Here is a 24,776-nt window from a genome sequence, read left to right on the forward strand (position 1 = left end):
GCGTATTTTCCAATTTTTTAATCAAATTAAGCCTTTTTGTCAATCGTTTCATCTGTATGGCAGTAATTCTTATTATGAAACTGATCTGGTTGATTGCGTTGGTTGCGCTTAAGCACACAGGATGTTGATTGCGTCTGTCCGAAAAACAGATTTTTATTGTAATTAAGCGATGATCGTGCCATGGTCTGTTGCAACAAAATGCGCCGGACCCCAAATTAATTTTTATGGTTTTGAGGAATTTGTATAATGTCTTTCAATGTTCTGACCGCCGAAATATCTCATGAAACCAATTCCTTTAGTCGTCAGGAAACTGATGAAAAGGCTTTCAGGAACCGTTATGTGCTGATGGGCGCCCAAGCGATCGCCGAGCGCGGCCAGGAGAATACGGAACTTGCCGGCTTCCTCGATGTCGGTCGAGCGCATGACTGGCATATCACCCATGTGCTCAGCGCAGCTGCCGGGCCAAGCGGCAAAGTAAGGCGGACAGCATTTAACTGGCTCTGTGATCCAATTATCTCCGCAATCAAGCAGCACCCATTCAACGGAGTTCTCCTTGGGTTGCATGGTGCGATGGACCTTGATTTCTGTGAAGATGGTGAAGGCGAGTTGCTTTGGCGCATCCGCAGCGTGGTGGGCGAGGAGATGCCAATTGCCATCACGCTTGATCCGCATGCAAATGTCAGCAATAAGATGTGTGCCCTGGCTGACATTATTGTGTCGTTTAAAACCTATCCGCATATTGATATGCGCGACACCGGTCGCCATGCCGGTGAGATTTTACACCGAACAATGGCTGGTGAGATCAAACCGCGTACGATCCTCGTGAGTAAGCCTATGCTGGAAGAAGTAAATGGTGGGCGCACCGACGTTGGTCCGATGATCAAGCGCATTGCAGCAGCGAGGGCGTATGAGGAGAAGACAGACGTATTTGCCGTGAGCATCAATGCGGGTTTTGCCAGTGCAGATGTTGCAAGGATTGGCCCAACCGTGTTGGTCACAGGTCAGGGGGATTTTGCAGCACACATTGCTTTTGCCGAAACGATTGCTGATGACATCTGGAACAGACGCTTTGAAGTGCTGAACGACTATCTCAGTGTTGAAGCGGCTGCAGAGATTGCAGATAGATACGAGCCTGACAAAGGGCCGCTGGTCATAGCAGACTATGCGGATAATCCCGGTGCAGGCGCCTATGGCGATTCAACTGAGCTCTTGCGTGCACTGCTTGAGGCGGGTGTGACAAATGCCTGTCTTGGTCCCATGGTGGATGGTGAGGCAGCACAGGAGTTGCATGCTGCGGTTGTTGGTGAACGGGTTCACATTATGCTGGGGGGCAAAACCGATCCAAGTTTTGGTGGTGGACCACTCGCCGTTGAAGGCGAGCTCATTTCTATCAGCGACGGGATTTTCATCGGTGATGGTCCCATGATCCATGGGCTCAGCGGTTCTTTCGGTCCCACTGCTGTTCTACGCGTCAATAGTATTGAGATATTGGTGGTCACCATTGCCCGCCAAATACTTGATTTGCAGCAATTCAAAGCATTTGGTATTGATCCGCTGAACAAGCATGTCGTGGCGCTAAAATCGATGCAACACTTCCGTGCTGCGTTTGAGGCAATTGCAGGACAGATAATTATTTGTGACAGCGGTGCACTTTGCACCCCGCAATACAACCGACTGCCCTACCGCAACATACCAAGACCGATTTTCCCTCTAGATCAGGCAGAAAGCTGATTAGGAAACTAGGCCAAAGCGGATTCTATATTAGGAATTTCTTCTAAAACCTCTCGCATAATTATTTGATTCAGTTTTGGAAAACGATGGCTTAAGGTTTGGATAAGTTTATGGCATCCATGGTTTAATACATCTGTTGTCGGTAGTTGAAACCGCATCTCATACCGCTTGATAGTTTTCACCATTTCTTCGTCCGACAGGCCTTCATGGCTTAATGCAATAGCCATCACTTTCGCTTGAGAAACCGCTTCAATCAGTTTAATTTCGCTTTCAACAATGGGCATTTTCAGATCGGGAAAATCGCACCGGAACGTCCTTGCAGGTGGATGTTGAAGGATAATGCCATCGGGCATGCTGCCTTTCAAGATGCCGATAGAACTCATAAATGCGGGATGACTAAGGGCACTTTGTCCCTCAACTAAAATGATGTCGGGATTTTCGTTTTCAAACGCTTGAATAACAGAGTTTTCGATTTCACCGATCACAAACTGGGAAACCAGGGCATCCATCGATACGCCGTACATTGCTCCTTGCATCAGGCCACTTTGGCCTGTCGCGATTAGTACCGAGTTTATCCCGAGATCATTCAAAGCATAATTGAGCTCTACTGCGGTAGTCCTTTTTCCGCACGCACAATCGGTGCCTAATACGGCGATTACAGGAATAGTTACTTTAGATATCTGGCCGGTAAAGACATGCAAATCTTTAAGTTCCGGGGGTTTTCTGATGTCTTTTATTTGGATATTGTTCCGGGCAGCCATCTGAGCAAACTCTCGATCTTCGGAGAAGAACTGATGAAGACCGTTAATGATGTCCATCCCATTTTCCATTGCCTCTAAGATCAGATTCCTTTCTTCAGTTGATATATAAGCATCTATAGGCGCTTTCCCATAAATGTAACAATCCGGGACTTTAGAAAGCTTACCCAAGGCATCTTCTAAATTGATAAAAATGGGAATGCCGCTCTTATCTCCCCCTAATTCTTCCCCTGAATCCTTGCCAGCTAATGAACTATCTATAACCCCAACAATATCATAGATTTCTGAATGCCGAACTAACCCCGTAGCAGTTTTTCCATCCACTAAGCCGAATTGTTTTTCACAGTAGACTAAAGCTGTTTCTTTTATGGTGGCCATTAAATTAACCTCATTCTTTTTACCAGACTTTCAAAAACAGTTTAAATCCAATAAACGTTCTGGAAAGTATAGAATTTTATCTTTATGTTAAAATCATGCATTAGCACAATTATAGTTAGGCCAAACCCAGGTTCAAAGCGAGTCGATCATTTTGATCGGAGTCTCGATCCAAAACCTATAATAGTGCGGATGAGTAGGCACTCAGCAACCACAATACCGGCTCAGGCTTGGAAACGATTTGTGAACGGTGTTGGCATTGTAAAATGACCTGCAATTCGCTCGTATCGCAGTGCATGCAGTCATCGTTAAGAAAAAGGGTTGCAGTTCATTTGGATCGCAGCATGTATTCGTCTTTTGCTTCTTCTTTGCTCGATGCTTACTTCAATAGTCAGGCTTTTTGCTCTTCTCTTTCGTCTGATCTTTTGTTCTGTTCTTTTTTGTTTTTCTGATTCCGCTTTAATTGCTCGCTGTGCGTTAGCTGCGAAACCGCAGACTATAGCTCCATACAGCGTTCTCGCACAGATCGGAACGGCATCCCCGAGGTACGCACGTAGCGCTCGGCACGAATGAACCAGAATGCCAGCCCGCCCGTGTTGTGGTTGAAGTGTACTCCCTTCCTCGGTGTACGGACACCCAGCGACCCTTTTCGGCCGGTTTTCTGCCACCCGCGGGCCTGCATGACCATACGCACGACAACCCCAACGGCCTGCCGCAACCGTTTGCTCCTATGATTGGTTGTGTCGGCCAGGGATCGATTGATGGCTGGATGTGATTCAAACTCTCGGACGACGCCAGCCAAAGAAGGTCTGTCATGGTGAATTTCAGACTCCTCCATCCGTCGTTGCCTGCCGTCATCATTAAAAAACTCCAGAACTGCTTCAAAAGGCTGCTCTGGATCGTTTACAACATCGGAAAACGTTCGGCCCTGAATGTCTTTGAGGAATTTATCACGTGTAATTTTCAGGCGGTGCATTTTGGACTCCTGTTTATCGATGTCAATCATAAGCAACAGGCAAATTTTGGACATTCATTTTTTGTATTTACAATGATTGTATATTGTTTATCAGGAAAAGCAAGACTTACCGTTGCAAGAAATCATAACTTTGGGTCGATCAAAATTCAAGCAAACTATATTCGTTTTGTTTTTGGCTCTTTTGGATGGCCTGGAATTGGTAAACCTCCCATTTCAAGGCTGATTGCATTGAGTTTGCATACGTTGCTGCAAGACATACAAGAGATGCATTCCATGTCTTCGGGTGACTCATTGAAACGAACACCCATGGGGCAAACCTCATGGCACGCCCCACAATGGGTGCACTTGTTGTAATCAAGGCTTAACTTGACCAATTTTATTTTGCTGAACAGAGCATAAAAGGCGCCAAGCGGGCAGGCTGTTCTGCAAAAAGGACGGCTTGCCAAAACAGCCCAGACAATAAAAACAATTAGGATAAATATCTTGACTAGAAAAATCCAACCCAGATTCATGCGGAGGGCTGGCTGCAAAAATATCATTGGGATTCCTGCTTCCAGCGTTCCTGTCGGACAAAAATATTTGCAGAACCAAGGCTCTCCGGTTCCAAATTCATCTATGGCAAAAAGCGGTAATAGAATTACCATGAAAATCAGAAGACCATATTTTCCATAGCGCAGGAAAGGCCAGATGTTAAATTTGGGTGAGGGAATTTTATGGAGAAGTTCCTGGAGGAGACCGAATGGACAGGCCCAACCACAAACCATTCGTCCAACAAATCCACCGATAACACCCATTGTGCCAATAACATAAAACCCTATAAAAAATTGCCCGGTTTCAATAGACATCCGAATCCCTGCAAGAAGTTGCTGTAAAGAACCTATGGGACAATAGGTAGTTGCCGCCGGACACGAGTAACAATTAAGGCCCGGTGAACAAACTACCTTTAATGGCCCCTTGTAGATTGCTTTGGTAACAGGGAAGTTCCAATAGCCATTGGTAATAAGAAAGAATAGGGTTTGAACCCATTTGCGTATGACATCCAAGGGCTATCCTATTCCTATACAAGACAAACAAATTTGTGTTGCCTGATTAAGGACCCGTGCTGGCTCATTTAAAGTGATGCCAATCACCCCAAGGATGATAAAAATGAGTATCACCACAAATGGAACAATCTTGATTTTTTTTATTTCTGATTGTTTTTTGAGCATATTTTTATTGGTTAATATATTTCATAATCATTTGCACTGAATCAGGAGTGTCCCATTGGGAACCCCCAATAACTTTTTCACGGATTATCCCCTGTTTATCAACAATGAAAGTTTCAGGCAAACCTGTTAAAAAATATTTTGAACCCACCACATTCTGAGCATCATCAAGAATGGGAATAGTTATACCCTTTTGGTTTGCAACGAAATCCGCCAGGGCCGTCTTGTCCTTGTTCAGGATAGCGAGCATTTTGAAATTATGTTTAGGTAGCGTTGTGTAAAGGTTCTGCATTGAAGGTAACTCTTTCAGGCAAGGGGGGCACCAGGTTGCCCAGAAATTGATAAATACTACCTGCCCCTTAAGTTCGGAAAGCGTCCAGGTCTTACTCTGCCTGTCAATCAAAGAAAAATCCGGTGCGGGATCACCTACCTTTAAAATAGCGGTTTCCTGTCCACAGGCAAAAATGAACAGGGACAGACAAAATGTTAAGGTTAGAAATAACAACTTTTTCATATCGTTTGATTTCCTCTAAAATTTATTACTGAAGGCCCAAAACGCCATCCGTTTATTTAGCAATGGGCCCTGAATAATCAATTCGAATATTGGCGGTTTATTTCTGATTGAATCAATTCATACAATTGCTGACGTCCAAAGGTCACGAGTGGTTTTCCATTAACGAAAAAGCCCGGTGTTTTTCGAACATTAAGCGTTTTTGCATCGGCAAGATCCTGTTCAATTATTTTTTCAATTGCCGGGTCATTCATATCTTTTTTAATTTGATCTACATTAATTCCGGCCTTTGGTAAAAATTGCCATATTTTTTCGGGGTGTGCAACATGATGACTCGTCCAGTATGCCTGAGATTTGAACATCACATCCAAAGTCTCCCAATATTTTCCTTGTTTTTTTGCAGCTTCAAGAATTTTTACAAAGTAATCAGCTCCCTCATGAAAAGGAGCATATCTAAGAACCAGCTTTATTTTGCCGGGATTGGCAGCCATCATTTGTTTAACAAGGGGGGAAAAAGCAGCGCAGGTCTCACATGCCGGGTCCATAAATTCAACAAGAAAGACCTTTGCGTCATCGTTGCCAAGTATCTGGGAATAGTCCCTCACAAAAGTTGAAGCATTGTTTTGGGCCATAAAGTTATACATTTGAGCTTGTTGATTTTTATAATAAAAACTGGTTGCCGCAAATATACCAATCAAAACAAGGCAGGTGCCTGCAAATATTTTATATTTCATTTAAGATATCCTCCGCTTTAATAGAACTAAAAGTATTATAATTATTGAAAACGAAATCAAAGAAATCATGGGGATTGTTAAGAAACCAAACAAATCTATGTATTCCTCCGTACATGAAACCCCCTGACTGCATGGCTGTAGATCCTGTGGTATAATTCCGGAGTAGAGTAAGTTATGGTAAAACGCTGTTATCCAGCCTGCAATTGCCAGGGGCAGCGAATATTTTATTGCATGCTTGTCGAAAGGAAAAAGCCCTGTGGCCAAAATGATAACCAGAGGGAATAAACATATCCTTTGGTACCAGCACAAAACACAGGGGGCAAACGCCATTACATGACTGAAAAACAGACTTCCCAGAGTTGATACAGTAACCAAAACCCAGGCTGAAAAAAGAATAGCCCAGTTTTTATTGGATTCTTGAATTGTTTGTGACATTTAAAAATCTTCCAAATTGTATTTTTTAGATTCAAGTATTAATACAGATACATCAAATCGGATAAATATTCATCGACAGTACAAGATAATTGTCGATCTTGTCTGCTAATTTTCAGTTTAGGGACTCGGAAATACATAATTACACAAAATATGGCGTAGGATTTCAGCTCGTGTTCAAGGCGAATCAAAGGGAGCATATTGAAATATGTGCACTTTGATGCAACGCAGAAGCCGAGCTGAAAGACAAGCAAAATGGCGTAATTATTTGTTTCCGAGCCCCTTAAGGACGATGATTATTTAACACAAAAAGGATTGAACTAGTGTGTAAATAGAAATGGATTGTCTTGATTTATGTTGCGCAAAGACTGGACGTAAAGTCCTACTGTCCAACTGCCTTTGGCTTGTAGATACAAAAGGAATAGATGTTGTCTGAGTTTTAGGATTTTGAGTGTTTAAAAAAAAATTTTTATCACGCGAACATTCTTTTTTTTTGCAACAACTATCTTTTTTACTGGAAGTAGTAGAGAGCAGTCCCCAATAGTGGCAATTATATGCACAGATCGAACTATCTGTCTCGATCTGTGAAAAAAAAGAAGATACCGAATAGGATCGACAGTTTTCCGAATCATCACAAATTGATTTGGTATATGCCGTTCCGGAAATGATTATCCATAAAAAAAGGATTAACCAGAATGATTTGTTAAATATAGTTTTCATTTTAAATTATCTTAATTTTCAGGTTTAGATACCTTAATATGATTGGATTTGTCAAGAAATTCTTGATAGTTGTTGATTCTCTCCCCCAGAAAATTTAACCAATGCTTAAGCCATTTTTAATGGTGATTGATAAGCGACCATCGTGTATTCTTCTTCAGGTATTTGACCGCCAATTTTTACAAGAACGCCTGATGTGCCAGGCAGATTATCTCCTGGCAACATCAGGCGTTTGCGGACAACAATGAAATTATTTATTCTTTTTTTTCATATCCCATGGGCAGTTGTTTAAACCGACCGCCATGGATGATGGGGTCCCCTTTATATCCCAGGGCTTTAAAATTGATATAATCGGTTTTTTCAATCAAATGCGCCACATCCCTTCCCTGGGATTTCATGTAGGAAAAGTCTGTCCCCTTGTGGGCAATCTGTTTAAAATTAACATTGCGATTGTCCTGGTGGCAGCGGTTACAGGTTTTGTCCCCTTTAAGGCTGTCATGACACTGAACACAGGACAGGGCCATGTTGGCCGGCATGACTTCATGGTCCAGGCGCCAGTACATCCAGGTCTCTTTCCACCTGTATGATCCGCTGTAGTCAAGCCCCACCGCCTTCATACCATCCTGGAACGCTTTTTCCCAATCAAAGTGTTTCCAGTAAGCTGTGCTGTCTTCCTTGTCCCGGGGCCAGAGATGGGGAACCAGGATATAATCATGGTCTGCATCCACCGCCTGGATCGCTTTCATCATTTTAAACGGGGTTATTTTGGATCCTGGATCATGAATGGACCCCACAGGCTCAGTGAGGTTGATAATATCGGCATTGATGTCCACCTTGTCGCCGATGAAGACGCGCTTCATATAGCCTGAGTCCCATGCATAATTGGGTACGGCAGATTCTTCCCATTTGAATTCACCCTTTTTCTTGTTGTAATCGGGTTTGCCGTATTTGTCTTTTTTGGGTTTACGGTTTTTGTCCCCGGCTTTGGACCAGTCCCACCAGGTCTTGGTGGGTTTGCATTTGGCAAAAACCGGTGCATGACAGACATTGCAGTCCAGGGTTTTGGCATGGTTGTTTAAATGGTGATCCAGAACACTGCCGCAATAGTGGGGGTCTTCTGAATGGCACTGCTGGCAGGACACCTTGCCTTCGGCAACCGGGACGGATGAGCTCCGGCCCGCAATTTTATGGTTCCGTGTCTCATGGCACTCGGTACAGGAAAAATCATATCCCCCCATGTGAATATCACAGCTCCGGCTGGGTTCAAGGAGCTGCCGGGACAGGTCTGCATGTTTAACCGCATCCCCTCCCCCGCCATTGAAGTGGCAGGAGCCGCAACTGGCACGACTGGAATGACCCACATTCTGGGCAACCAATTTCAAGTCCACATCTTTTTCGGGCATGCCAGCTCCCGGCGGTGCTTTTTTATATTTGCCCGTGGTATCATGGCACACCAGGCAATCCATTTTTGTTTTATCGGTGAAATCAAATGACGCATCTTTCCATCCATACCCTGCATGACAGCTTGTGCAACGAGCCTCGTTGCTGATGGGGCTGATTCAGTAGTTGTTCAGGGCGGTGGTGCCCTTGCCGTGCATGATATCCTTTCGATGCCCTGTGGTATAAGGAGAGGGCCCTTTCCACAGCCAGTGGGCGGTTGTCAGCATGTCTTCTGCCTGGGTGTCATGGCACCGCAGACATTCTGCCGTCACCTGGAAGGGATCTGCATTGTCCGGCAAGTTCACCAGTTCTTTATGATCGGGAACATTCTGCAAATGACACCCTTTGCAGTCCACAGGCCCTTTGGCCTGTTCCTGGTGGCAGGCCATACATTGTTGATGGTATGCGGCCTTAAGGCCGATCCGCTCCGGATGATCCGGGTTAAAAGAGTCCTGATGGCAGGCAGAGCACCGTGTTGTTTCCAGGGCAGTGTCATCTTTTGGCCGGTAATGATGGCACTTGCTGCAATCGTTGGTGAGATTTGCATGCCGTTTGTGGGAAAACCGCACCGGCTCGTAATGGTCTTCTCTTTTTTTGATGATGGGACTGTCCAGCAGGAAATAGGTATCTGTCACATCTTGTATGGAGATGCCGGTATCCATAAGGGATATCCGCCGTGTAATCTGATCGTCATTCTTGTATTCTGTCACAAAGGGGACCACTTCCTTTGCCCGTTCCTTTGCCCGTTCCTGATCTGGTGCCTTCCAGACCTCTGCCACACAAAGGACAGGGGTCAAAATCAGGCAAGTCACCAGAAAAATAATGCGCTTTATCATGTTGAGACCTCCTTGGGTGCCTGTAAAACCGGCAGATATGTCACAGCAAATCGATAGATAAACATCAGCGTTGCAATGAGTCCCAGCGTGACCATCAGTTCTCCGGGTGCAGGGAAATAAACGTTTTCACTCAATGGCGGTTGGTATCCGACAATAAACACATTGATCCGGTTCAGCGCCACACCACCGACAATCAAAGACGCTGCTGTAAAAATACCGGTCCGGGAATGCCTGACCCGTTCAAAAAGCAGCATCACCCAGGGCATGATCACCCCGAACAGCAGTTCTATTACAAATGAATTGGTCTGATAATTCCCATCGAAAAGGTACACATAGGTCCCCCTGACAACCATGTCGCCAATTTTGAGCAGCAGGTAGATGCCCAGGAGAAAAATCGTCACCCGGGTTAACGGTGTCAGAATATTCATCTCGGCATCCAATTTGAATGAAGACGTGGCAATGGTTGTTTCAACCACCACCATTGGATACCCCACGGCAAAGGCGGATGTCAGGAACAAAAGGGGTAAAATGGGGGTGTACCACAACGGGTGAAGTTTGGTGGGTGCCACCAGCATGAGGGACCCCAGACTGGATTGATGCATACAGGACAGGACAACCCCGAGAATGATAAAGATCCACATGATTTTATCCAGGATGGCATCCCCGATTTTCAGTATCATATCCACCAGGCCATTCAATGCGGACAACAGACCCGGAAGGTTCACCCGGCCTTTAAACTGCTCTGCAATAATGGGAAAAAATTCGATGTATAACACATTCAGATACACCATGACACACATGGCCACTTCAAACAGAACCGAGTTGGTGTTCCAGTTCACCATGGGTTTCCATATGGCCCAGGACCGGCCGATATCCACTAAAAGCCCCAGGACAACAAAGGTATATCCCAGTACTGCCGTTAACAGTGCCGGCCGCGTAATGGGTTCGTAGAGATGTTTTCCAAGGATGTGCGCCAGGGCAGCCGTCGTAAACCCGCCGGCAGCAAGGGCAACACCGGTGGCCACATCCACGCCCACCCAGAGTCCCCAGGGCCGGGCATTGCTCAGATTGGTGACATACCCGATGCCGCCGGTAAATCTGGCAATAATAGAGATGGCCCCGGCAATCATAAACACCAGCATGACAAACACACCGGGGGTCCAGAATTTTTTATTTAAAGGACGTGCTCGCATCATGCCCCTCCTTTGTTTTGCTGCTTTTCAGCTGTTTTATTTGATTTGGACATGACCGCACCTAAAACGCCAAACAGTGCCAGGGGCGACCACAGATAGCTGAACAGCGAATGTTGTATGGTTTCAGACAGTTTGGGTGAGGGAGTGTCCGGTAACACCGGCAGATTCAAGCGATCAAAGGGTATCGCCGAAATGTAGAGCCATGATGTGCCGCCGACCTCCCGCTCACCATACACATGCTGGATATATTTGCCTGGATTGTCTTTCAGCTTTTTATTGGCCACTTTTAAAAGGGTTTCGCGTTTTCCAAATGTCAGCGCCTCTGTGGGACAGATGGTTGCACAGCCGGGGATCCCCCCGTCTTTGGATATCCTGTCATAACAAAAAGTACATTTCATCACCCGGGGGGTGATGGGATCATGATATTCATAGGCAGGAATTTCAAAGGGACAGGCCACCATACAATATCGGCAGCCAATGCATTTGCTTACATCATATCTGACCGTACCGGTCTCATCTTTGGTCAATGCACCGACAATGCAGGCAGATACACAGGCCGGGTCCTGACAATGCATGCACTGAACCTTGACAAAGGTTGGCAGGGGGTTGTCAAACGCATCCAGTTTGCCGGTAAAATACCGGTTGACCACTGTAAACGCTTTTTCATCCGGCCGCCGTTTTTTCTCAAAGATCGTACATTGGCAATTGGGCCGTTCCGGTGTGGGCAGACCATTCACCTCACTGCAGGCCTCCTCGCATTTGCGACAGCCAACGCACCGGGTCAGATCCACCAGACATCCATACGGATCCGGGGGGGCTTTAGATTCCCATGCGCTGGCAGATGACGGCAGTGCTGCCACAGAGGCACCGGCTGCTCCCATGAATTTAAAAAAATGTCGTCTCGTAAGTTTCATATCCTCTCCCATGAATAACCATCCATATCAATTGTACCTTCACCTTCCGGGGCGATAAAACCGATTTTAAACATAACTTGTCCGGGTCACTTGATCCTTATGATTATAACTTCGCGACCCTTTTTGTATGCCAAGACAAATGCCATCATCGGCCTCGTTCGTATATATCACCTCATCATTGGATCTTTTCACAATGATGATCAAATCCTTTACCACATCCCTGTCTGCCAGCATGACCTCTAATATTTCCCCTTTCTCCATGGATTTAAGGCGGCTTTTGCATTTGAGCAGATTCAGCGGTGAAATGACGCCCCTGAGATCCAATCTGATTTTTGATGTCATACCGACTCCCACCCTTAAACAATAAAATAATAAAAAGACCAGGGTTGCAACAGGCGTACCGTTGACACCCGACAGGTCTCCTGAAATCCCTATCTATCTGGTTTTATGTATAAAATATTCGGATTAAGTGGGGCCGGTTGACACTGGGAAAAATTGATAGTATTTAAATATATGTTTAAATGTGAGTCACATTTAAACGATTGTTTAAACACTTAAACAATTGTTAACGGAGGGCGTTAATGAATGAGCATGAGATGAATACGTTCTGGAAAAAAATTGTCAATACCATTAATGACGGATTGATGTTCATTGGGCCCGAAGGGTCCATTTTAATGGTCAATAAAGCCTTTGAAACCCTCACCGGATATACGTCAAAACAAGCCATCGGCATGTCCTGCGAGATGCTGGGGTGTGATGCCTGTGAACACACCCTTCAAACGAACAAACAATCGGCATGGTGCAAATTGTTTGAACCGGGCCAGCAGGATATGAAAAAATGCAGATGTCATGTGAAGTGCAAGGATGGCAGTTTTTTACCGGTGTTAAAAAATGCGTCCGTGCTGTGGGATGAAAACCAGACAGCCCTCGGCATTGTTGAAACGTTAACCGACATTTCCGAGTTGACCAAACTGGATGAAAAGGTCCATATCCTTTCCCGGCAATGCGACAGGGAAAATGATTTTCTCGGTATCGTGGGCAGATCGCCTGAAATGCAGCAGGTGTTTGACATGATTCGAAAAGCGGCGGACAGCAGAGCACCTGTCATCATTCTGGGGGAAAGCGGCACCGGAAAAGAACTGGTGGCAAATGCGATTCATTTATGCGGTTCCCGGAAGAACGGCCCATTTCTTCAGCTCAATTGCGCGGCATTGAATGACGCCGTCCTTGAAAGTGAATTGTTCGGCCATGCCAAAGGGGCTTTCACCGGTGCTTACAATAATCGTATCGGTCGATTTGAAGCGGCCAACAATGGTGATTTTTTCCTGGATGAAATTGGTGATATCCCCATGTCGATTCAGACCAAACTCTTGCGGGTTCTCGAGTCAGGACAATTTGAAAGAGTGGGGGATATCTCCCCCATCAAGGTGGACGTCCGCATTATTACCGCCACCAACAGGGATCTTGAGGAACTGATCGATAAAAATGAATTCCGACAGGATTTGCTGTTCAGGATTAATGTTATTCCCATCCACCTGCCGCCCTTGAGAAACAGGCGAGAAGATATCCCTTTGTTAATCCATTCGTTTATTCGTCACCTGAATATCCATACCGGCAAACACATCAACGGGTTAAGTCATGGTGCCATGGAAGCGGTCATGGATTACCGCTGGCCAGGCAATATCAGGGAACTGAAAAATGCCATGGAGTATGCGTTTGTCATAACAGACGGCCCGGCCATCCAGCAGGACCATTTACCCAGGAAAATCAGTGCGGCAAACCTCCCCATCTATTCCCCTGCCCCGCCCTTGCCCAAAAAAGATGCCGCGTTCAATGAAAAAGCGCAATTGATCGAAGCGCTCCAACAGACAAACGGCAACCAGACAAAGGCGGCAAAACTGCTGAAGATTAACAGGGTGACGGTCTGGAACCGGATGAGAAAATACGGACTTGACCTGAAAAAAGTGTTGTCCGTATGATCCTGATCCAGAGTTATTGATTTTTTAAACGGATTAACGCATCGGTTAACAATCCCTTAAACCGATCCAGTGTAATGGGATATGCCTGCATGGGGATGCCCATCCAGTCACAATAGTCAAGAAATTCTTCGGGTTTTTCCGCCATGTATTGATCCAGGTATCCGATACCATCAAGGACAATGGCCCCCCCGGTATGTCTTGGAAAGTTTTCATTGGCAAGGGCTTTATCCCACCCGTCAAAAACCTGTTTTTTAAATTTTACCCATCCCGGTGTCATAAACCATACGGGTTCACCACCGGCCAGTTCGTCTACAGCCTGTTTCATCTCCGCCTCACTGGCCAGCATTCCCATGCAATGGGAGGCTTCGATCCTGGAAACGTGCACACCTTGTTCCTCGATAATGTGTTTCATTAACCGGGTGGGATTGTCCGCATTCACATAGCAGTACTTGCCACCATAGACAACGATCACTCCCTTGGCAACTGCCTTGGCTTTATCGATAAATTTTATGAGCTGGGTTTCCAGTTCAGGAATATCCTGGTGAAGTCCCGGGGTTGTAAAAAAAATATGAGGGGTATCAAGAAACCCTTCTTTTACCAGGTAGTTGATTTCAGGGCTCAAGGTGCCACAGGATACGATTGCTGTCTCATTAAACGTTTGTTCTTCCAAGGTAATCTCCTCAATATCATTATTAATCCGAATCACTGTTCAATTCACCTTCAGGGATATCTTCACCTGGCCGCCAGGTTACAAATTCGGTTGTTAACAGCACATCGCCGGCAGCCACGGCTTTATCTGTCCAGACAATGCGAGTATTGCATTCCCAGACTTTTTTTCCCAGTTCGTTTTGTCTTTTCGATAAGGCCTTATCAGATTCATCTCTGCCGGCATGAACGGAAATAACTTTTTTTTGAGTTTGATCTAAATGATGATCATCATAAATTAATGCATACATGGCGGCCTCCTTATTGTTAGAAAATTGGCGGTGTTTTTAACCATTAACGGGGCAGAGTGCAGGCTATTATTGTCGCCTGCACGCTTAAGTTAACGGCATCAGTTACCCAGGGTATCTGCCATGGACTCTTTTTCAAGATGCTCATCCCATTTTTCTCCCCACAGATCAGGAACGGTTTCTTCAACCTGAACAATGGACTCCCAGCTGATCCCGATTTCCGTAAAAATATTTTTAAGATCTTCTTCACTGGGGGCCAGCCATAAACAATAGCGAACCCCTTTTTTGTCATTAAAATAGGTTCTAATCCAGGTGGCTGTTTCAACCTGGGCTAATTTTCTCCAATTGTCCTGCACCTCTTCACAATTGACGCCGGGGTTGTTATGAACCATCATATATTTATTGAGTTTTGTCATGATCCGTCTCCTTTTTTATCTGTTTTGTGTTTTTTTTAGTGCCCCAGCAAATGCGCATTTTAACAACTGAGTTAAAAAAGAGTAGATCAATAAGTATGCCAGGCAGTGGAAAATAGACTTCTATTTTTTATAACCATCTGTAATTAAAGATTAAATTTGATTTTATCCAATGAGGCTGAAAAAAAAATAACCGCTTGACAAGCCCGGGAACCGTTACCTATGATGATATCTGTTCAGGGTGGCGCCATGGGTGGCGCCGACAATCAACAAAAGGATACGGATATGCAGGACATACAAAGTGAAATACAAACCAATGAATTTGTCCGGTTACTGCTCGAATCCATTGGTGACGGGATATTTGTTCTGGATACCCACGGCAGGATCATCGCCTGGAATCCGGCCATGGAAAAGATTACCGGGTATTCAGTCGATGAGATAATGGGCAAAAGTTGTAGAGTTTTAAACTTCAGTCAGTGTTTTGATAAGGATTGCCCGGCGGGTATGGCAGACTGTGGTATTTTAAAATACGGAAAGGTCGACCCCACGGAATGCTTGCTGAGTCATAAGAACGGGCATGCGCTTTGTGTGACAAAGAATGCCCGGGTGATAAAAAATCAGGAACAAAAAGTCATTGGCATTGTGGAAGCGGTTACCGATTTAACAGAACTGAAAAATGCCCGGTTAAAAATGGAAGAGGCCACCCGCCGCCTGGGAGAATTGAATCGGCTGGGCGGCATTATTGCCAAAAGTCAGATCATGCAGAATGTCTTTACGTTTATCAAGGCTTCGGCCGCAAGTGATGCCACCATACTGATCCAGGGGGACAGCGGCACTGGAAAAGAACTGGTGGCCGGTGCCATTCATTCCATTGGTGAACGAAGGGACAAGCCCTTGATAATCGTAAATTGCAGCGCCCTGTCGGAATCCCTGCTTGAGAGTGAATTGTTCGGCCATGTAAAGGGCGCCTATACCGGTGCTGTCCGGGACCGTATCGGGCGGTTTGAGCAGGCTGACACGGGGACCATCTTTTTGGATGAAATCGGGGAGATCACGCCGTATATACAGGTAAAACTGCTACGGGTGCTGCAGCAAAAAGAAATAGAACGGGTGGGCGATACCCGAAAACGGAAAATTGATATTCGTATCATCACCGCCACCAACAAAGATCTTAAGTCCCTGGTAGATGCCGGCCGGTTTAGAGAAGATCTGTATTACCGGCTGAAAGTTTTTCCCATTTTTCTGCCGCCCTTGAGAAACAGGCGAGAAGATATCCCCCTTCTGGTCAACCATTTCATTCGAATAAACAATGAAAAATCCGTGATGAAAGCCAAAGGCATCTCAAAATCCGCTCTAAAGGTATTGATGGAGTATGCCTGGCCGGGTAACATAAGAGAGCTGGCCAATGCCATTGAGCATGCCTTTGTGTTATGTTCAGACCGCCAAATTGATGTAGACGACCTTCCCCTGGAAATCAGGGAACCGCAATCGATCTGCCGGCCGGTTGAACCCGCGTATCAACCGGCCCCGGGGACACCTGTTCAGGCCAGAGTACCGTTGACCCGGGAAAAATTAATTGAACTGCTCCATGACAGCGGCTGGAACAAGGCTGAGGTTGCCAGACGCGCAGGATTGAGCCGGGCATCCATATGGAAATATATGAAAAAGTGGAATATCCCCCAAAAAAAATCCGGGGCAGCTAGTGACGGTAATTAAGCTGCCCCGGATAACGGTGAGGTGGTTCATCAGATTTTGGAGGTAAGTAAATGCCTTTACTTGCATCTGATAACACAAAAGTATGTTGCATACTCTGTGCCAGACAAATTTTATATCTATCCATAATTCTATTTTTCCCCATCTGCCCCGGTGACGTAAAAAGAGTTCCATAAAAAAACCTTTCCTAAAATTTTATTGTGTCATTGAAAGTAACGGTTATCGGAATAAGTACCGCAACCGTAACGTTACCCCCTCCCTTTTGGTAACGATTTAACACTCCCAGCTTTTTTTGATCCTTATCTTTAAATTTTAGATATCCTTTATCAACAGGTGTCTTGAGTTATTCATGCCCTGGTGTTGGTGATTTTTAACCGTTTGGCACCAACCTTGCTCTAAGCAGTTTCTAACAGAAAAACACCGTATCTTCACAAGAGTGACAGATGCCATCATAAACCCTAACGGAGGATAAAAAAATGACAGATCTTAATTCATTAGACGCAGCAGATCAGGTTGACGCAAGGGGCAGTGCATGTCCGGGACCCCTTCTTGAAGCAAAAAAAGGCATCGGCAAAGTCCAGGTGGGTCAGATCATTGAAATCCTTTCCAATGACAGCGGCACCAGAACGGATATTCCGGCCTGGGCCGGGAAAGTTGGACATGAGTACCTTGGATTTCTTGAAGCCGACGGATATGACCGGCATTTTGTAACCCGAAAAAAATAGGCAGGTGATGATGTCACCCCAGGCAGAAAAAGAAGACAACAAAATTTTAATCCTTGCCACAGAAACCTGTGCCTATCCCGGTGCAGATTCCGTGGGCCAGGCCCATTCCCCCTACCCTGCCAATACGTATATTTTAAGGGTAAGGGCACCGGTATTGTTTCCTGAATCTTTTTATTTTGACTGCTTTAAAAAAGGCATCAGTGGCATCATTATCATGTCCTGTGGTGAAGAATGCCCCTATGACGGTGCCTATAAGGCCCTGGCAAAACGGCTGGATGCGGTTTACAAAAAAATGAAGGAAATGGCGATTGATTTAAGACGTCTTCGCCTGACAGCGATCTGTACCGTTTGTAACCGGGCCTTTTTAAAAGAAGTAAATGATATGGATAAGTCGGTGCGGGAACTGGGTCCCCCTTTAGTTAACCCATCACTTTAGCAACAGACAACTCATGGGTTCACTGCCCCGAAGTGATGGCAGTGAACCCGGACAACAGATCTTTTATGGAGGATTTAATGGTCTCCCCAGATATTAAAAAGTTTGACACGCTTGTTGTGGGTGGCGGCATTGCGGGATTGCAGGCAGCTTTGGATCTTGGTGATCAGGGATATACCGTGGCAGTGGTGGAAAAAGATGCATCCATTGGCGGCAAAATGATCCGGCTGTCAAAAGTGTTTCCCACGCTTGACTGCGCCAGTTGTATTACCACCCCTAAAATGTCAGCTGCAGCACACCATGAAAACATCACCCTGTTTACCTATTGCGACCTGGTCTCCCTGGATACAGATGAATCCGCAAACGGGTCGGGCATAAACTGCCGCATCATTCAGCGGCCACGATATGTTGACCCGGTAAAGTGTATTGGATGCCGGCAATGCGAGTATATCTGCCCGGTCCATGTGCCGGATATGGAACAAGGCGGGTTAAGTGCCAAACGAGCGATATCCATCCCTTTTTCAAATGCCATACCCCAACTGCCCATACTGGATATTGAGCACTGCATGCTGTGCGGCCAATGTGAAAAGGTCTGCCCCACCAATGCCATTGATTATTTTCAGCAACCCGAAGACATGATGCTTTCCGCAAACACGGCCATCGTTACCACAGGGTTTGAGTTATTGCCCGTGAAGACGTTTGTTCAATACGGCAATGGGTCCATCCCCAATGTGGTTGATGCGTTACAGATGGAAAGACTGCTGGCCCCCCATGGCCCTTATAACAGGGTAATACGGCCGTCAGACGGCATGGAACCCGATTCCATCGCCTATGTTCAATGTGCCGGTTCAAGAGACAAAAGCCACGGGGTACCCTACTGCTCAAGGGTGTGCTGTATGTATGCCATAAAACAGGCCATGCTGCTGTCCGGGTCCCTGCCCCTGGCGGATATCACGATTTATTACATGGATATCCGGGCCTTTGGAAAGGGGTATGAACAATTTTATCAAAATGCAAAAGCCATGGGCATTGAGTTTGTCAAAGCCAAGGTGGCCCGGATTGACCAGGGGGATAATGGCAGTGCCACCGTTCGGTATGAACGACAGGACGGGTCGGGTACGGCAAGCCAGGACCATGATCTGGTGGTGCTTTCCATGGGGGTTGTTCCGGGCTGGAATCCAGAGCCCATCTGCGCTGTTTCAAAAAGTACCGATCACTTCATCACCTCGATAAAACCCAAAATATCCCCGGTCCTCACCAGTATAAATGGTGTGTTCGTGGCCGGTGCAGCAGCAGGCCCCAAAGATATCGTGGACACCATTACAGAATCGGGCTCTGCAGCCATGGAAGCTGCCAAATTCATGTCCAACAGCCCCAGGGGGAATTAAAAATGGAAGAAAAAAAGAATAAAGTCGGTGTCTATATCTGCTATTGCGGGGGCAATATCTCGGATCATGTAGATGTGGAAGAGGTCCGAAACAGGGCCTTGAAACTACCGGATGTGACCGTGGCCCGAACCAACATGTTCATGTGTTCCGATCCCGGCCAGGAAATGATTATCGAGGATCTGAAAAGCGGCAAAATTGATCGGGTGGTGGTGGCATCCTGTGCCCCAAGCCTCCATGAAACCACTTTCAGGGGAGCCATTGAACGGGCGGGATCCAACCCTTTTATTTACGAGCATGCCAATATCCGGGAACAGGTCAGCTGGGTGCACCATGGCGATCCTGCCACGGATAAGGCGGCCATCCTTATCGCTTCTGCCACGGCCAAGGCAAAACATCTCAAACCCCTTGCCCCCATCCATGTGGATGCCAAACGTCATGCAACGGTTATCGGCGGCGGTATTGCAGGTATCAAAACCGCATTGGATATTGCAGGTCAGGGAATTGATGTCACCCTTATTGAACGATCGCCCCTTCTAGGGGGACAGCTCAACTCCCTGGGACAACTTGCTCCATACGGAGATCATGCATCAGACATCCTCAAAGAATTGATAGACCAGGTGACGGGTCATACCGCTATCACCATTCATACCAATACCAAGGTAGAAGCGGTCAGCGGATATGTGGGCAATTTCAGCCTGAATCTTTTGAAAAAATCAGATCCTGAAAATATCCCATTGACCCTGGATACCGGTGCCATTGTCATGGCAACCGGATCGGTCTCCTATACCCCTTTTAAGGGCGAGTACGGGTTTGGTCAGTACGAATCCGTCATCACCCTTCCGGAGTTGATTCGGCTTTTAAAAGCCAATACATCATCAAGGTCTATGCTTGAAGTGAACGGAAAACCCATTAAAAACATGGTCATGATTCATTGTGTGGGCAGCCGGCAGATCCCGGGCATTCATCCGCCCAAAGAAAACGGCACCCTCAATGAATATTGTTCCAGGACGTGTTGTTCCGCCATGTTGAATGCCGCCAACCAGATCCGGGAAACCTTTCCTGAAACCAGTATTTATGAAATGTACAGGGATATCCGGACCTATGGCCGGGGACAGGAAGAGTTGTATATGCAAGCATCAGCCAACAAGGTTGTTTTCATGCGGTATGAGGCGGATGAACCGCCGGAAGTCAGCAAAAATGATGATCCTGATTATCCTTTGCAGGTCAGGATTAAAGATGGGTTGACCTTTAATGAATCCCTGACGGTTCCGGCGGACCTGGTGGTGCTGGCCACGGGCATTGAGCCCAATGATGTGACGAATCTGGCCTCACAAATGAAACTTCCCATTGGAACCGATCGGTTTCTTCTGGAAGTTCATCCCAAACTCAGGCCGGTGGAATTCCCCATCACCGGCATTTTTCTGGCCGGTACCTGCCAGGCCCCCATGGATTCAGGGGAAGCCTGCAATGCCGCCGGTGCAGCAGCCGTCAAAGCATCTGCCCTGTTGAGCAAAGGGTATATTGAGCTGGATCCGTTTGTGGCGGAAGTGGACACGGATAAATGCCAGGGACATGGCGCCTGTGTAGAGGCCTGTATTAAAGAAGGAGCCTTGACCCTTATGGAAGTTATCAACCCGGACGGCAACCCCGTCAAACAGGCCCAGGTAACGCCTGCCATGTGTCTGGGGTGCGGGGCCTGTGCTGCCGTCTGTCCCGAAGGCGCCATTGATATCAATGGATGGGCGTTAAAACAATATGAAGATATGGTGGATGCCATTGTCTCAGATAGCGTTGCGGTCTGATCTTTTCACAACACTTCTTTTAAGAGGAAATCACACTATGGAAACCATGGATACCGATAAAGCGGCAAAAAAAGCAGCCATGAAAGACTTGCGTGCCCAGAGAAAAGACTTGATCGAAGCGGCATCTTTGCAAATGAAGAAACAGAAAAAGGATATCAAGGCCATTGAAGCGTTTTTAACCGGCCGGGCGGCCACCATCCCTGATATCGCCCAGGGGATCGGACTGCCCACGGACAAAACCCTCTGGTATATTGCCAGCCTGAAAAAATACGGCCGGATTGTGGAAGGCAGTAAAGCGGGTGCTTTTTTTAATTACGCTCTGAATGAACCGGCGAACAACACAGAACAAGAAGAGGTGTGATATGAGCTCAGTCAACCTGGCGTTTGCAAAAGAATTAAAAGCATACAGTGAAGATACCGCGCTTGAGTGTTTTAACTGCGGAACATGTTCCGCTATCTGCCCCCTTGTCCATGATAATTTTCCCAGGAGAATGATCCGGTATATCCAGGTGGGGGCAAAGGATAAAATACTTGAAAATGCCAACGACCTCTGGCGTTGCCTTCACTGCGGGTTGTGTACCCACACCTGCCCGAGACAGGCAGATCCGGGTGAAATTATTCTGGGGTTGAAACGATTTGTTGTTGCCAACTGGAGGGCTTGAAAAATGTTTAATCCGAAAGAAATCATCCACATCCTGGCCAATAATGTCCGACAAACCCAAAGCCCATTTGGGATCCCCAAGTTCATGGCAAACACATGGTTCAAAGACCTTGCCCTGCCGGAAAAAGGGGAATATCTGTTGTTCACAGGATTGATGTACCAGTTCGCCCCGTATATTGAAACGTCCACTCAATACCTGGAAAAATATGAGGACACCCCCATGGCAGACTATTTGAAATATGCCAAATATGTTCCTGCCTATCTTTCCGGTATCGGGCTTGCCCTGATGACCCCGGGAAAAGAGAAAAAAAAGGCGAGGCAACCCCTTAAAAACATCGCCTTTCTGCTGGAACAATCCAAGGTGGATTTTTGTTACCGACCTGATCTGGATCATTATTCGGGCATACTGCTCTATGATATGGGAGACCAGGCAGGCTTTGTGGCCCATGCGAAAAAAGTGGCCCACCGCCTTCAGCAGGCAGGGATAAAAAAAATTATTACCATAGATCCTCACACAGCCTATGCATTAAAGGAACTCTTTCCTAAATATACCGGCATCCAGTTTGAGGTCACCCCTTATTTTGAATTGCTGGATCTCGACCCCAAAGACTGCGGTATTGAGGTCACCCTCCATGACCCGTGTTTCTTTGGCAGATATCTTCACGTGTCGGATATCCCCAGAAAAGTGCTGTCAAATCTGGGGATACAAACATCAAAGATCAGGAATCAGGGCGAATTTACCAGTTGTTGCGGTGGACCGGCCGAATCCATTTCTCCCGCGCTTTCCAATGACATCATGGACAAGCGAGTCAAAGAACTTGAAACGACCGGAAAGCCGATTATTGCCTATTGTCCCATTTGTCTTGGAAACCTGAAAAAATCCGGGGCCAATGTTGAGGATTTATCCAGTTTGCTTGTCAGACATGCTTGATTGTCACCTAGTGTTTAAACTATTTATTTAAAGGAGAATACAATGCCTGAAAAAGTAGAAAAAATCGTTTATTATTGTACCCATGGGGGAGAAGACGCTGAAAAGGCATCCATCTGTTTTGCAATGGCAGGCGCTGCCGTTGCCCTTGATCTTGACACCACCGTCGCCCTCCAGGGCAGTGCCGTCTACCTGGCCCAAAAAGGATATACAGATCATGTCCCCCAGGCAGGGGGATTTTCACCGTTGTCCAAGATGATCAGTGATTTCAGGGAACTGGGGGGAAAACTGCTGGTGTGCAAACCCTGCATAGCAGAAAGAAACATAGAGGAAACAGATCTTATTGATGGTGCCGAGATCACCGCTGCCGGTACGCTAAATTTACTGGCCCTGGAATCTGATGCCCATCTGGTTTATTAAATTTTCTTTTAAGCATATTTAATAAAGGGAAGAAAATGAAACAATCATCCATTAACAAAGTGCCCCAAAGGATAACCGATCTTATCGGCCTGATGAATACGGGTGAGAACATTACCTGCGAAACGGTTTTTGAAATTGTCCCGGTGGATTTTGCCCATGGCAACATCGCCTTTCAAGCATATATTTTTCTGTGCAAATTTTCCGGGATTGTTGGGTCCAGCCCCTATTTTTTCAGGAAATGTTATGCCAGAGGATGTCCCAACAATCTTTGTCCCCATGTATCCCAGGCGGTGATGATTGCCAACCGGTATTTGAAAAGAGATTATAAACGGCTGTTGGATGCGGGAATCGTTTTGGCAGAAAATTTTTTCAGCCTTGAGGACATGATGGTCAAATACGAAGGGATTGAATTGGAAAAAAATGCTGACACCGGCGGTATTCTAACCCTTCATGATTATATCAACATTGCAAAAGAAGGAAACCGTGTGGACATTCAAATTGATCTTGAAATCATTCCAGCGGTTGAACATTTTGCCCATCAAAAAAATAAACAGACCTTTCTCATGGGAGATTTCGCCATTACCACCCTTGGACGAACCAGTTCTTTCCAACGGTGCTTTTCCTGTTTTCAAACCGATCATGAATTCCGGGAAAAACCGGGGGCCATAACCACTGCCAATGATCGGTTAACCCTTTTGTACAGTGAATTTGATGATGCAATGATTCATTATCAAGCCTGTTTTTTTAATAAGGAGAAATAACGTGCATGCCACCATTCAAAAACCCATAAATGAAATAGTGCGTCATATCCAACCTGGCGAACGCGTCTTTGTTGTTGGTTGCAATAATTGTGCATGGAAATGCCATTCCGGAGGTGAAGATGAAACCCGCATGATGGCCAAACGGTTGTCTGACAGGGGGATTGAAGTGTCCGGCTATACCGTGCCGGGGCCCCAGGGCATGTCTTTGTGCAAATTATCCCACACCCGTAAAGTCTTGATGGAAGAGTATGCGGATCAGGTTAACGCATCAGATTCTTTTTTAATCCTGGGGTGTGGACAAGGGGTTCACACCGTGATCGATGCCACGGACGGCGGAATGGTCCATCCCGGGTGCGATACGATTTTTGGTGGAGAAACTGTTTCAGATACAGAGATCGAAGAATTCTGTTCCCTTTGCGGCGATTGTATTATTGAATTCACCGGGGGGCTTTGCCCCATGACCCTTTGCGCCAAACAATTGTTGAACGGTCCGTGTGGTGGTGCGGAAAACGGTCACTGTGAAGTGGATCCGGACCGTCCCTGCGGCTGGATACTGATTTATGATCGTTTGAAGAAACTGGGGCGCCTGGACCTTCTGGATCCTTACCAGCCGGCGAAAAACAATTCAAAATGGAGCCGTCCCCGGACCCTCAAGGTCAGTCCGACGGAAGCCACGTTCTGTTCTGCCGGTGGCAGCGTTACCGTCAGTAACCAGGATTAATCCGCCCAGGGGGGATGTTCATCCCCCTCCCCCAGGACAACCGTTTAATTTTTAAGG

General features: G+C 46.3%; 26 protein-coding genes. 13 read left to right on the forward strand and 13 right to left on the reverse strand.

Annotation, left to right across the window (positions count from 1 at the left end):
- Window positions 1-246 precede the first annotated feature (246 nt).
- Window positions 247-1,731, forward strand: coding sequence for a M81 family metallopeptidase (locus Q1Q15_RS05490; RefSeq protein ID WP_300457483.1), 1,485 nt, complete (start codon window positions 247-249; stop codon window positions 1,729-1,731).
- An 8-nt stretch (window positions 1,732-1,739) separates the two neighbouring features.
- Here the strand turns inward: Q1Q15_RS05490 and Q1Q15_RS05495 are convergent, their stop codons facing one another.
- The 10 genes from Q1Q15_RS05495 to Q1Q15_RS05535 form a co-directional block, all read right to left on the reverse strand.
- Window positions 1,740-2,867, reverse strand: a complete 1,128-nt coding sequence (locus Q1Q15_RS05495) for a DUF1611 domain-containing protein (protein WP_300457485.1) — start codon at window positions 2,865-2,867, stop codon at window positions 1,740-1,742.
- A gap of 493 nt (window positions 2,868-3,360) precedes the next feature.
- The gene (locus Q1Q15_RS05500) at window positions 3,361-3,840 is read right to left on the reverse strand and encodes a hypothetical protein (protein WP_300457487.1); all 480 of its coding nucleotides are present in this window, start codon (window positions 3,838-3,840) and stop codon (window positions 3,361-3,363) included.
- Window positions 3,841-3,995: 155 nt separating this feature from the next.
- Complete coding sequence (locus Q1Q15_RS05505; RefSeq protein WP_300457489.1) at window positions 3,996-4,685, reverse strand: 4Fe-4S binding protein; 690 nt, start codon at window positions 4,683-4,685, stop codon at window positions 3,996-3,998.
- 367 nt (window positions 4,686-5,052) lie between these two features.
- Entirely contained in the window at window positions 5,053-5,559 is a 507-nt protein-coding gene (locus tag Q1Q15_RS05510; protein WP_300457491.1) for a TlpA disulfide reductase family protein, read from the reverse strand.
- Between the two features lie 77 nt (window positions 5,560-5,636).
- A complete protein-coding gene (locus Q1Q15_RS05515) occupies window positions 5,637-6,290 on the reverse strand; it encodes a thioredoxin domain-containing protein (RefSeq protein ID WP_300457492.1) in 654 nt (217 codons plus the stop codon).
- Window positions 6,291-6,725 carry a disulfide bond formation protein B gene (locus Q1Q15_RS25450; RefSeq protein WP_363320872.1) on the reverse strand — a complete coding sequence of 145 codons (435 nt, stop codon included), beginning with the start codon at window positions 6,723-6,725 and terminating at the stop codon, window positions 6,291-6,293.
- Window positions 6,726-7,693: 968 nt separating this feature from the next.
- Entirely contained in the window at window positions 7,694-9,715 is a 2,022-nt protein-coding gene (locus Q1Q15_RS05520) for a tetrathionate reductase family octaheme c-type cytochrome (protein WP_300457493.1), read from the reverse strand.
- Window positions 9,712-10,911 (reverse strand): NrfD/PsrC family molybdoenzyme membrane anchor subunit, encoded by a 1,200-nt coding sequence (gene nrfD / locus Q1Q15_RS05525; RefSeq protein WP_300457494.1) that lies wholly within the window; start codon window positions 10,909-10,911, stop codon window positions 9,712-9,714. Before nrfD ends, Q1Q15_RS05520 begins: the two co-directional genes overlap by 4 nt.
- On the reverse strand, window positions 10,908-11,822 hold the full coding sequence (gene hybA / locus Q1Q15_RS05530) for a hydrogenase 2 operon protein HybA (protein ID WP_300457496.1): 915 nt from the start codon (window positions 11,820-11,822) through the stop codon (window positions 10,908-10,910). Before hybA ends, nrfD begins: the two co-directional genes overlap by 4 nt.
- 66 nt (window positions 11,823-11,888) lie before the next feature.
- Window positions 11,889-12,164 (reverse strand): sulfurtransferase TusA family protein, encoded by a 276-nt coding sequence (locus tag Q1Q15_RS05535; protein WP_300457498.1) that lies wholly within the window; start codon window positions 12,162-12,164, stop codon window positions 11,889-11,891.
- Between the two features lie 239 nt (window positions 12,165-12,403).
- Between Q1Q15_RS05535 and Q1Q15_RS05540 the strand changes: the two genes are divergently transcribed.
- Window positions 12,404-13,801 (forward strand): sigma 54-interacting transcriptional regulator, encoded by a 1,398-nt coding sequence (locus Q1Q15_RS05540; RefSeq protein ID WP_300457499.1) that lies wholly within the window; start codon window positions 12,404-12,406, stop codon window positions 13,799-13,801.
- 13 nt (window positions 13,802-13,814) lie between these two features.
- On the opposite strand, the gene Q1Q15_RS05545 is transcribed toward Q1Q15_RS05540, so the two are convergent.
- The 3 genes from Q1Q15_RS05545 to Q1Q15_RS05555 form a co-directional block, all read right to left on the reverse strand.
- Window positions 13,815-14,471: a DUF1638 domain-containing protein gene (locus Q1Q15_RS05545; RefSeq protein ID WP_300457501.1), complete on the reverse strand. Its 657-nt coding sequence runs from the start codon at window positions 14,469-14,471 to the stop codon at window positions 13,815-13,817.
- Window positions 14,472-14,493: 22 nt separating this feature from the next.
- A complete protein-coding gene (locus Q1Q15_RS05550; protein ID WP_300457503.1) occupies window positions 14,494-14,757 on the reverse strand; it encodes a hypothetical protein in 264 nt (87 codons plus the stop codon).
- A gap of 98 nt (window positions 14,758-14,855) precedes the next feature.
- Complete coding sequence (locus Q1Q15_RS05555; RefSeq protein ID WP_300457505.1) at window positions 14,856-15,170, reverse strand: DUF4242 domain-containing protein; 315 nt, start codon at window positions 15,168-15,170, stop codon at window positions 14,856-14,858.
- 282 nt (window positions 15,171-15,452) lie between these two features.
- Between Q1Q15_RS05555 and Q1Q15_RS05560 the strand changes: the two genes are divergently transcribed.
- The 11 genes from Q1Q15_RS05560 to Q1Q15_RS05610 all read left to right on the forward strand — a co-directional run bounded on the left by Q1Q15_RS05560 (window position 15,453) and on the right by Q1Q15_RS05610 (window position 24,719).
- Complete coding sequence (locus tag Q1Q15_RS05560) at window positions 15,453-16,883, forward strand: sigma 54-interacting transcriptional regulator (RefSeq protein ID WP_300457566.1); 1,431 nt, start codon at window positions 15,453-15,455, stop codon at window positions 16,881-16,883.
- A 473-nt stretch (window positions 16,884-17,356) separates the two neighbouring features.
- Window positions 17,357-17,605: a sulfurtransferase TusA family protein gene (locus tag Q1Q15_RS05565; protein WP_300457507.1), complete on the forward strand. Its 249-nt coding sequence runs from the start codon at window positions 17,357-17,359 to the stop codon at window positions 17,603-17,605.
- A gap of 7 nt (window positions 17,606-17,612) precedes the next feature.
- Window positions 17,613-18,041, forward strand: a complete 429-nt coding sequence (locus Q1Q15_RS05570; RefSeq protein WP_300457509.1) for a hydrogenase iron-sulfur subunit — start codon at window positions 17,613-17,615, stop codon at window positions 18,039-18,041.
- A gap of 77 nt (window positions 18,042-18,118) precedes the next feature.
- A complete protein-coding gene (locus Q1Q15_RS05575) occupies window positions 18,119-19,426 on the forward strand; it encodes a CoB--CoM heterodisulfide reductase iron-sulfur subunit A family protein (RefSeq protein WP_300457511.1) in 1,308 nt (435 codons plus the stop codon).
- A gap of 2 nt (window positions 19,427-19,428) precedes the next feature.
- Window positions 19,429-21,228 carry a CoB--CoM heterodisulfide reductase iron-sulfur subunit A family protein gene (locus Q1Q15_RS05580; RefSeq protein ID WP_300457513.1) on the forward strand — a complete coding sequence of 600 codons (1,800 nt, stop codon included), beginning with the start codon at window positions 19,429-19,431 and terminating at the stop codon, window positions 21,226-21,228.
- Window positions 21,229-21,265: 37 nt separating this feature from the next.
- Complete coding sequence (locus Q1Q15_RS05585) at window positions 21,266-21,589, forward strand: hypothetical protein (protein ID WP_300457514.1); 324 nt, start codon at window positions 21,266-21,268, stop codon at window positions 21,587-21,589.
- 1 nt (window position 21,590) lies between these two features.
- Window positions 21,591-21,890 carry a 4Fe-4S dicluster domain-containing protein gene (locus Q1Q15_RS05590; protein WP_300457516.1) on the forward strand — a complete coding sequence of 100 codons (300 nt, stop codon included), beginning with the start codon at window positions 21,591-21,593 and terminating at the stop codon, window positions 21,888-21,890.
- 3 nt (window positions 21,891-21,893) lie between these two features.
- Window positions 21,894-22,820, forward strand: coding sequence for a (Fe-S)-binding protein (locus tag Q1Q15_RS05595; RefSeq protein ID WP_300457517.1), 927 nt, complete (start codon window positions 21,894-21,896; stop codon window positions 22,818-22,820).
- A 42-nt stretch (window positions 22,821-22,862) separates the two neighbouring features.
- Window positions 22,863-23,237: a DsrE family protein gene (locus Q1Q15_RS05600; protein ID WP_300457519.1), complete on the forward strand. Its 375-nt coding sequence runs from the start codon at window positions 22,863-22,865 to the stop codon at window positions 23,235-23,237.
- A 35-nt stretch (window positions 23,238-23,272) separates the two neighbouring features.
- Entirely contained in the window at window positions 23,273-23,998 is a 726-nt protein-coding gene (locus tag Q1Q15_RS05605; RefSeq protein ID WP_300457521.1) for a hypothetical protein, read from the forward strand.
- A 1-nt stretch (window position 23,999) separates the two neighbouring features.
- A complete protein-coding gene (locus Q1Q15_RS05610; RefSeq protein ID WP_300457523.1) occupies window positions 24,000-24,719 on the forward strand; it encodes a methylenetetrahydrofolate reductase C-terminal domain-containing protein in 720 nt (239 codons plus the stop codon).
- Window positions 24,720-24,776: the final 57 nt, after the last annotated feature.

The sequence above is a fragment of the Desulfobacula sp. genome, assembly GCF_030145145.1.
Lineage (GTDB): Bacteria > Desulfobacterota > Desulfobacteria > Desulfobacterales > Desulfobacteraceae > Desulfobacula.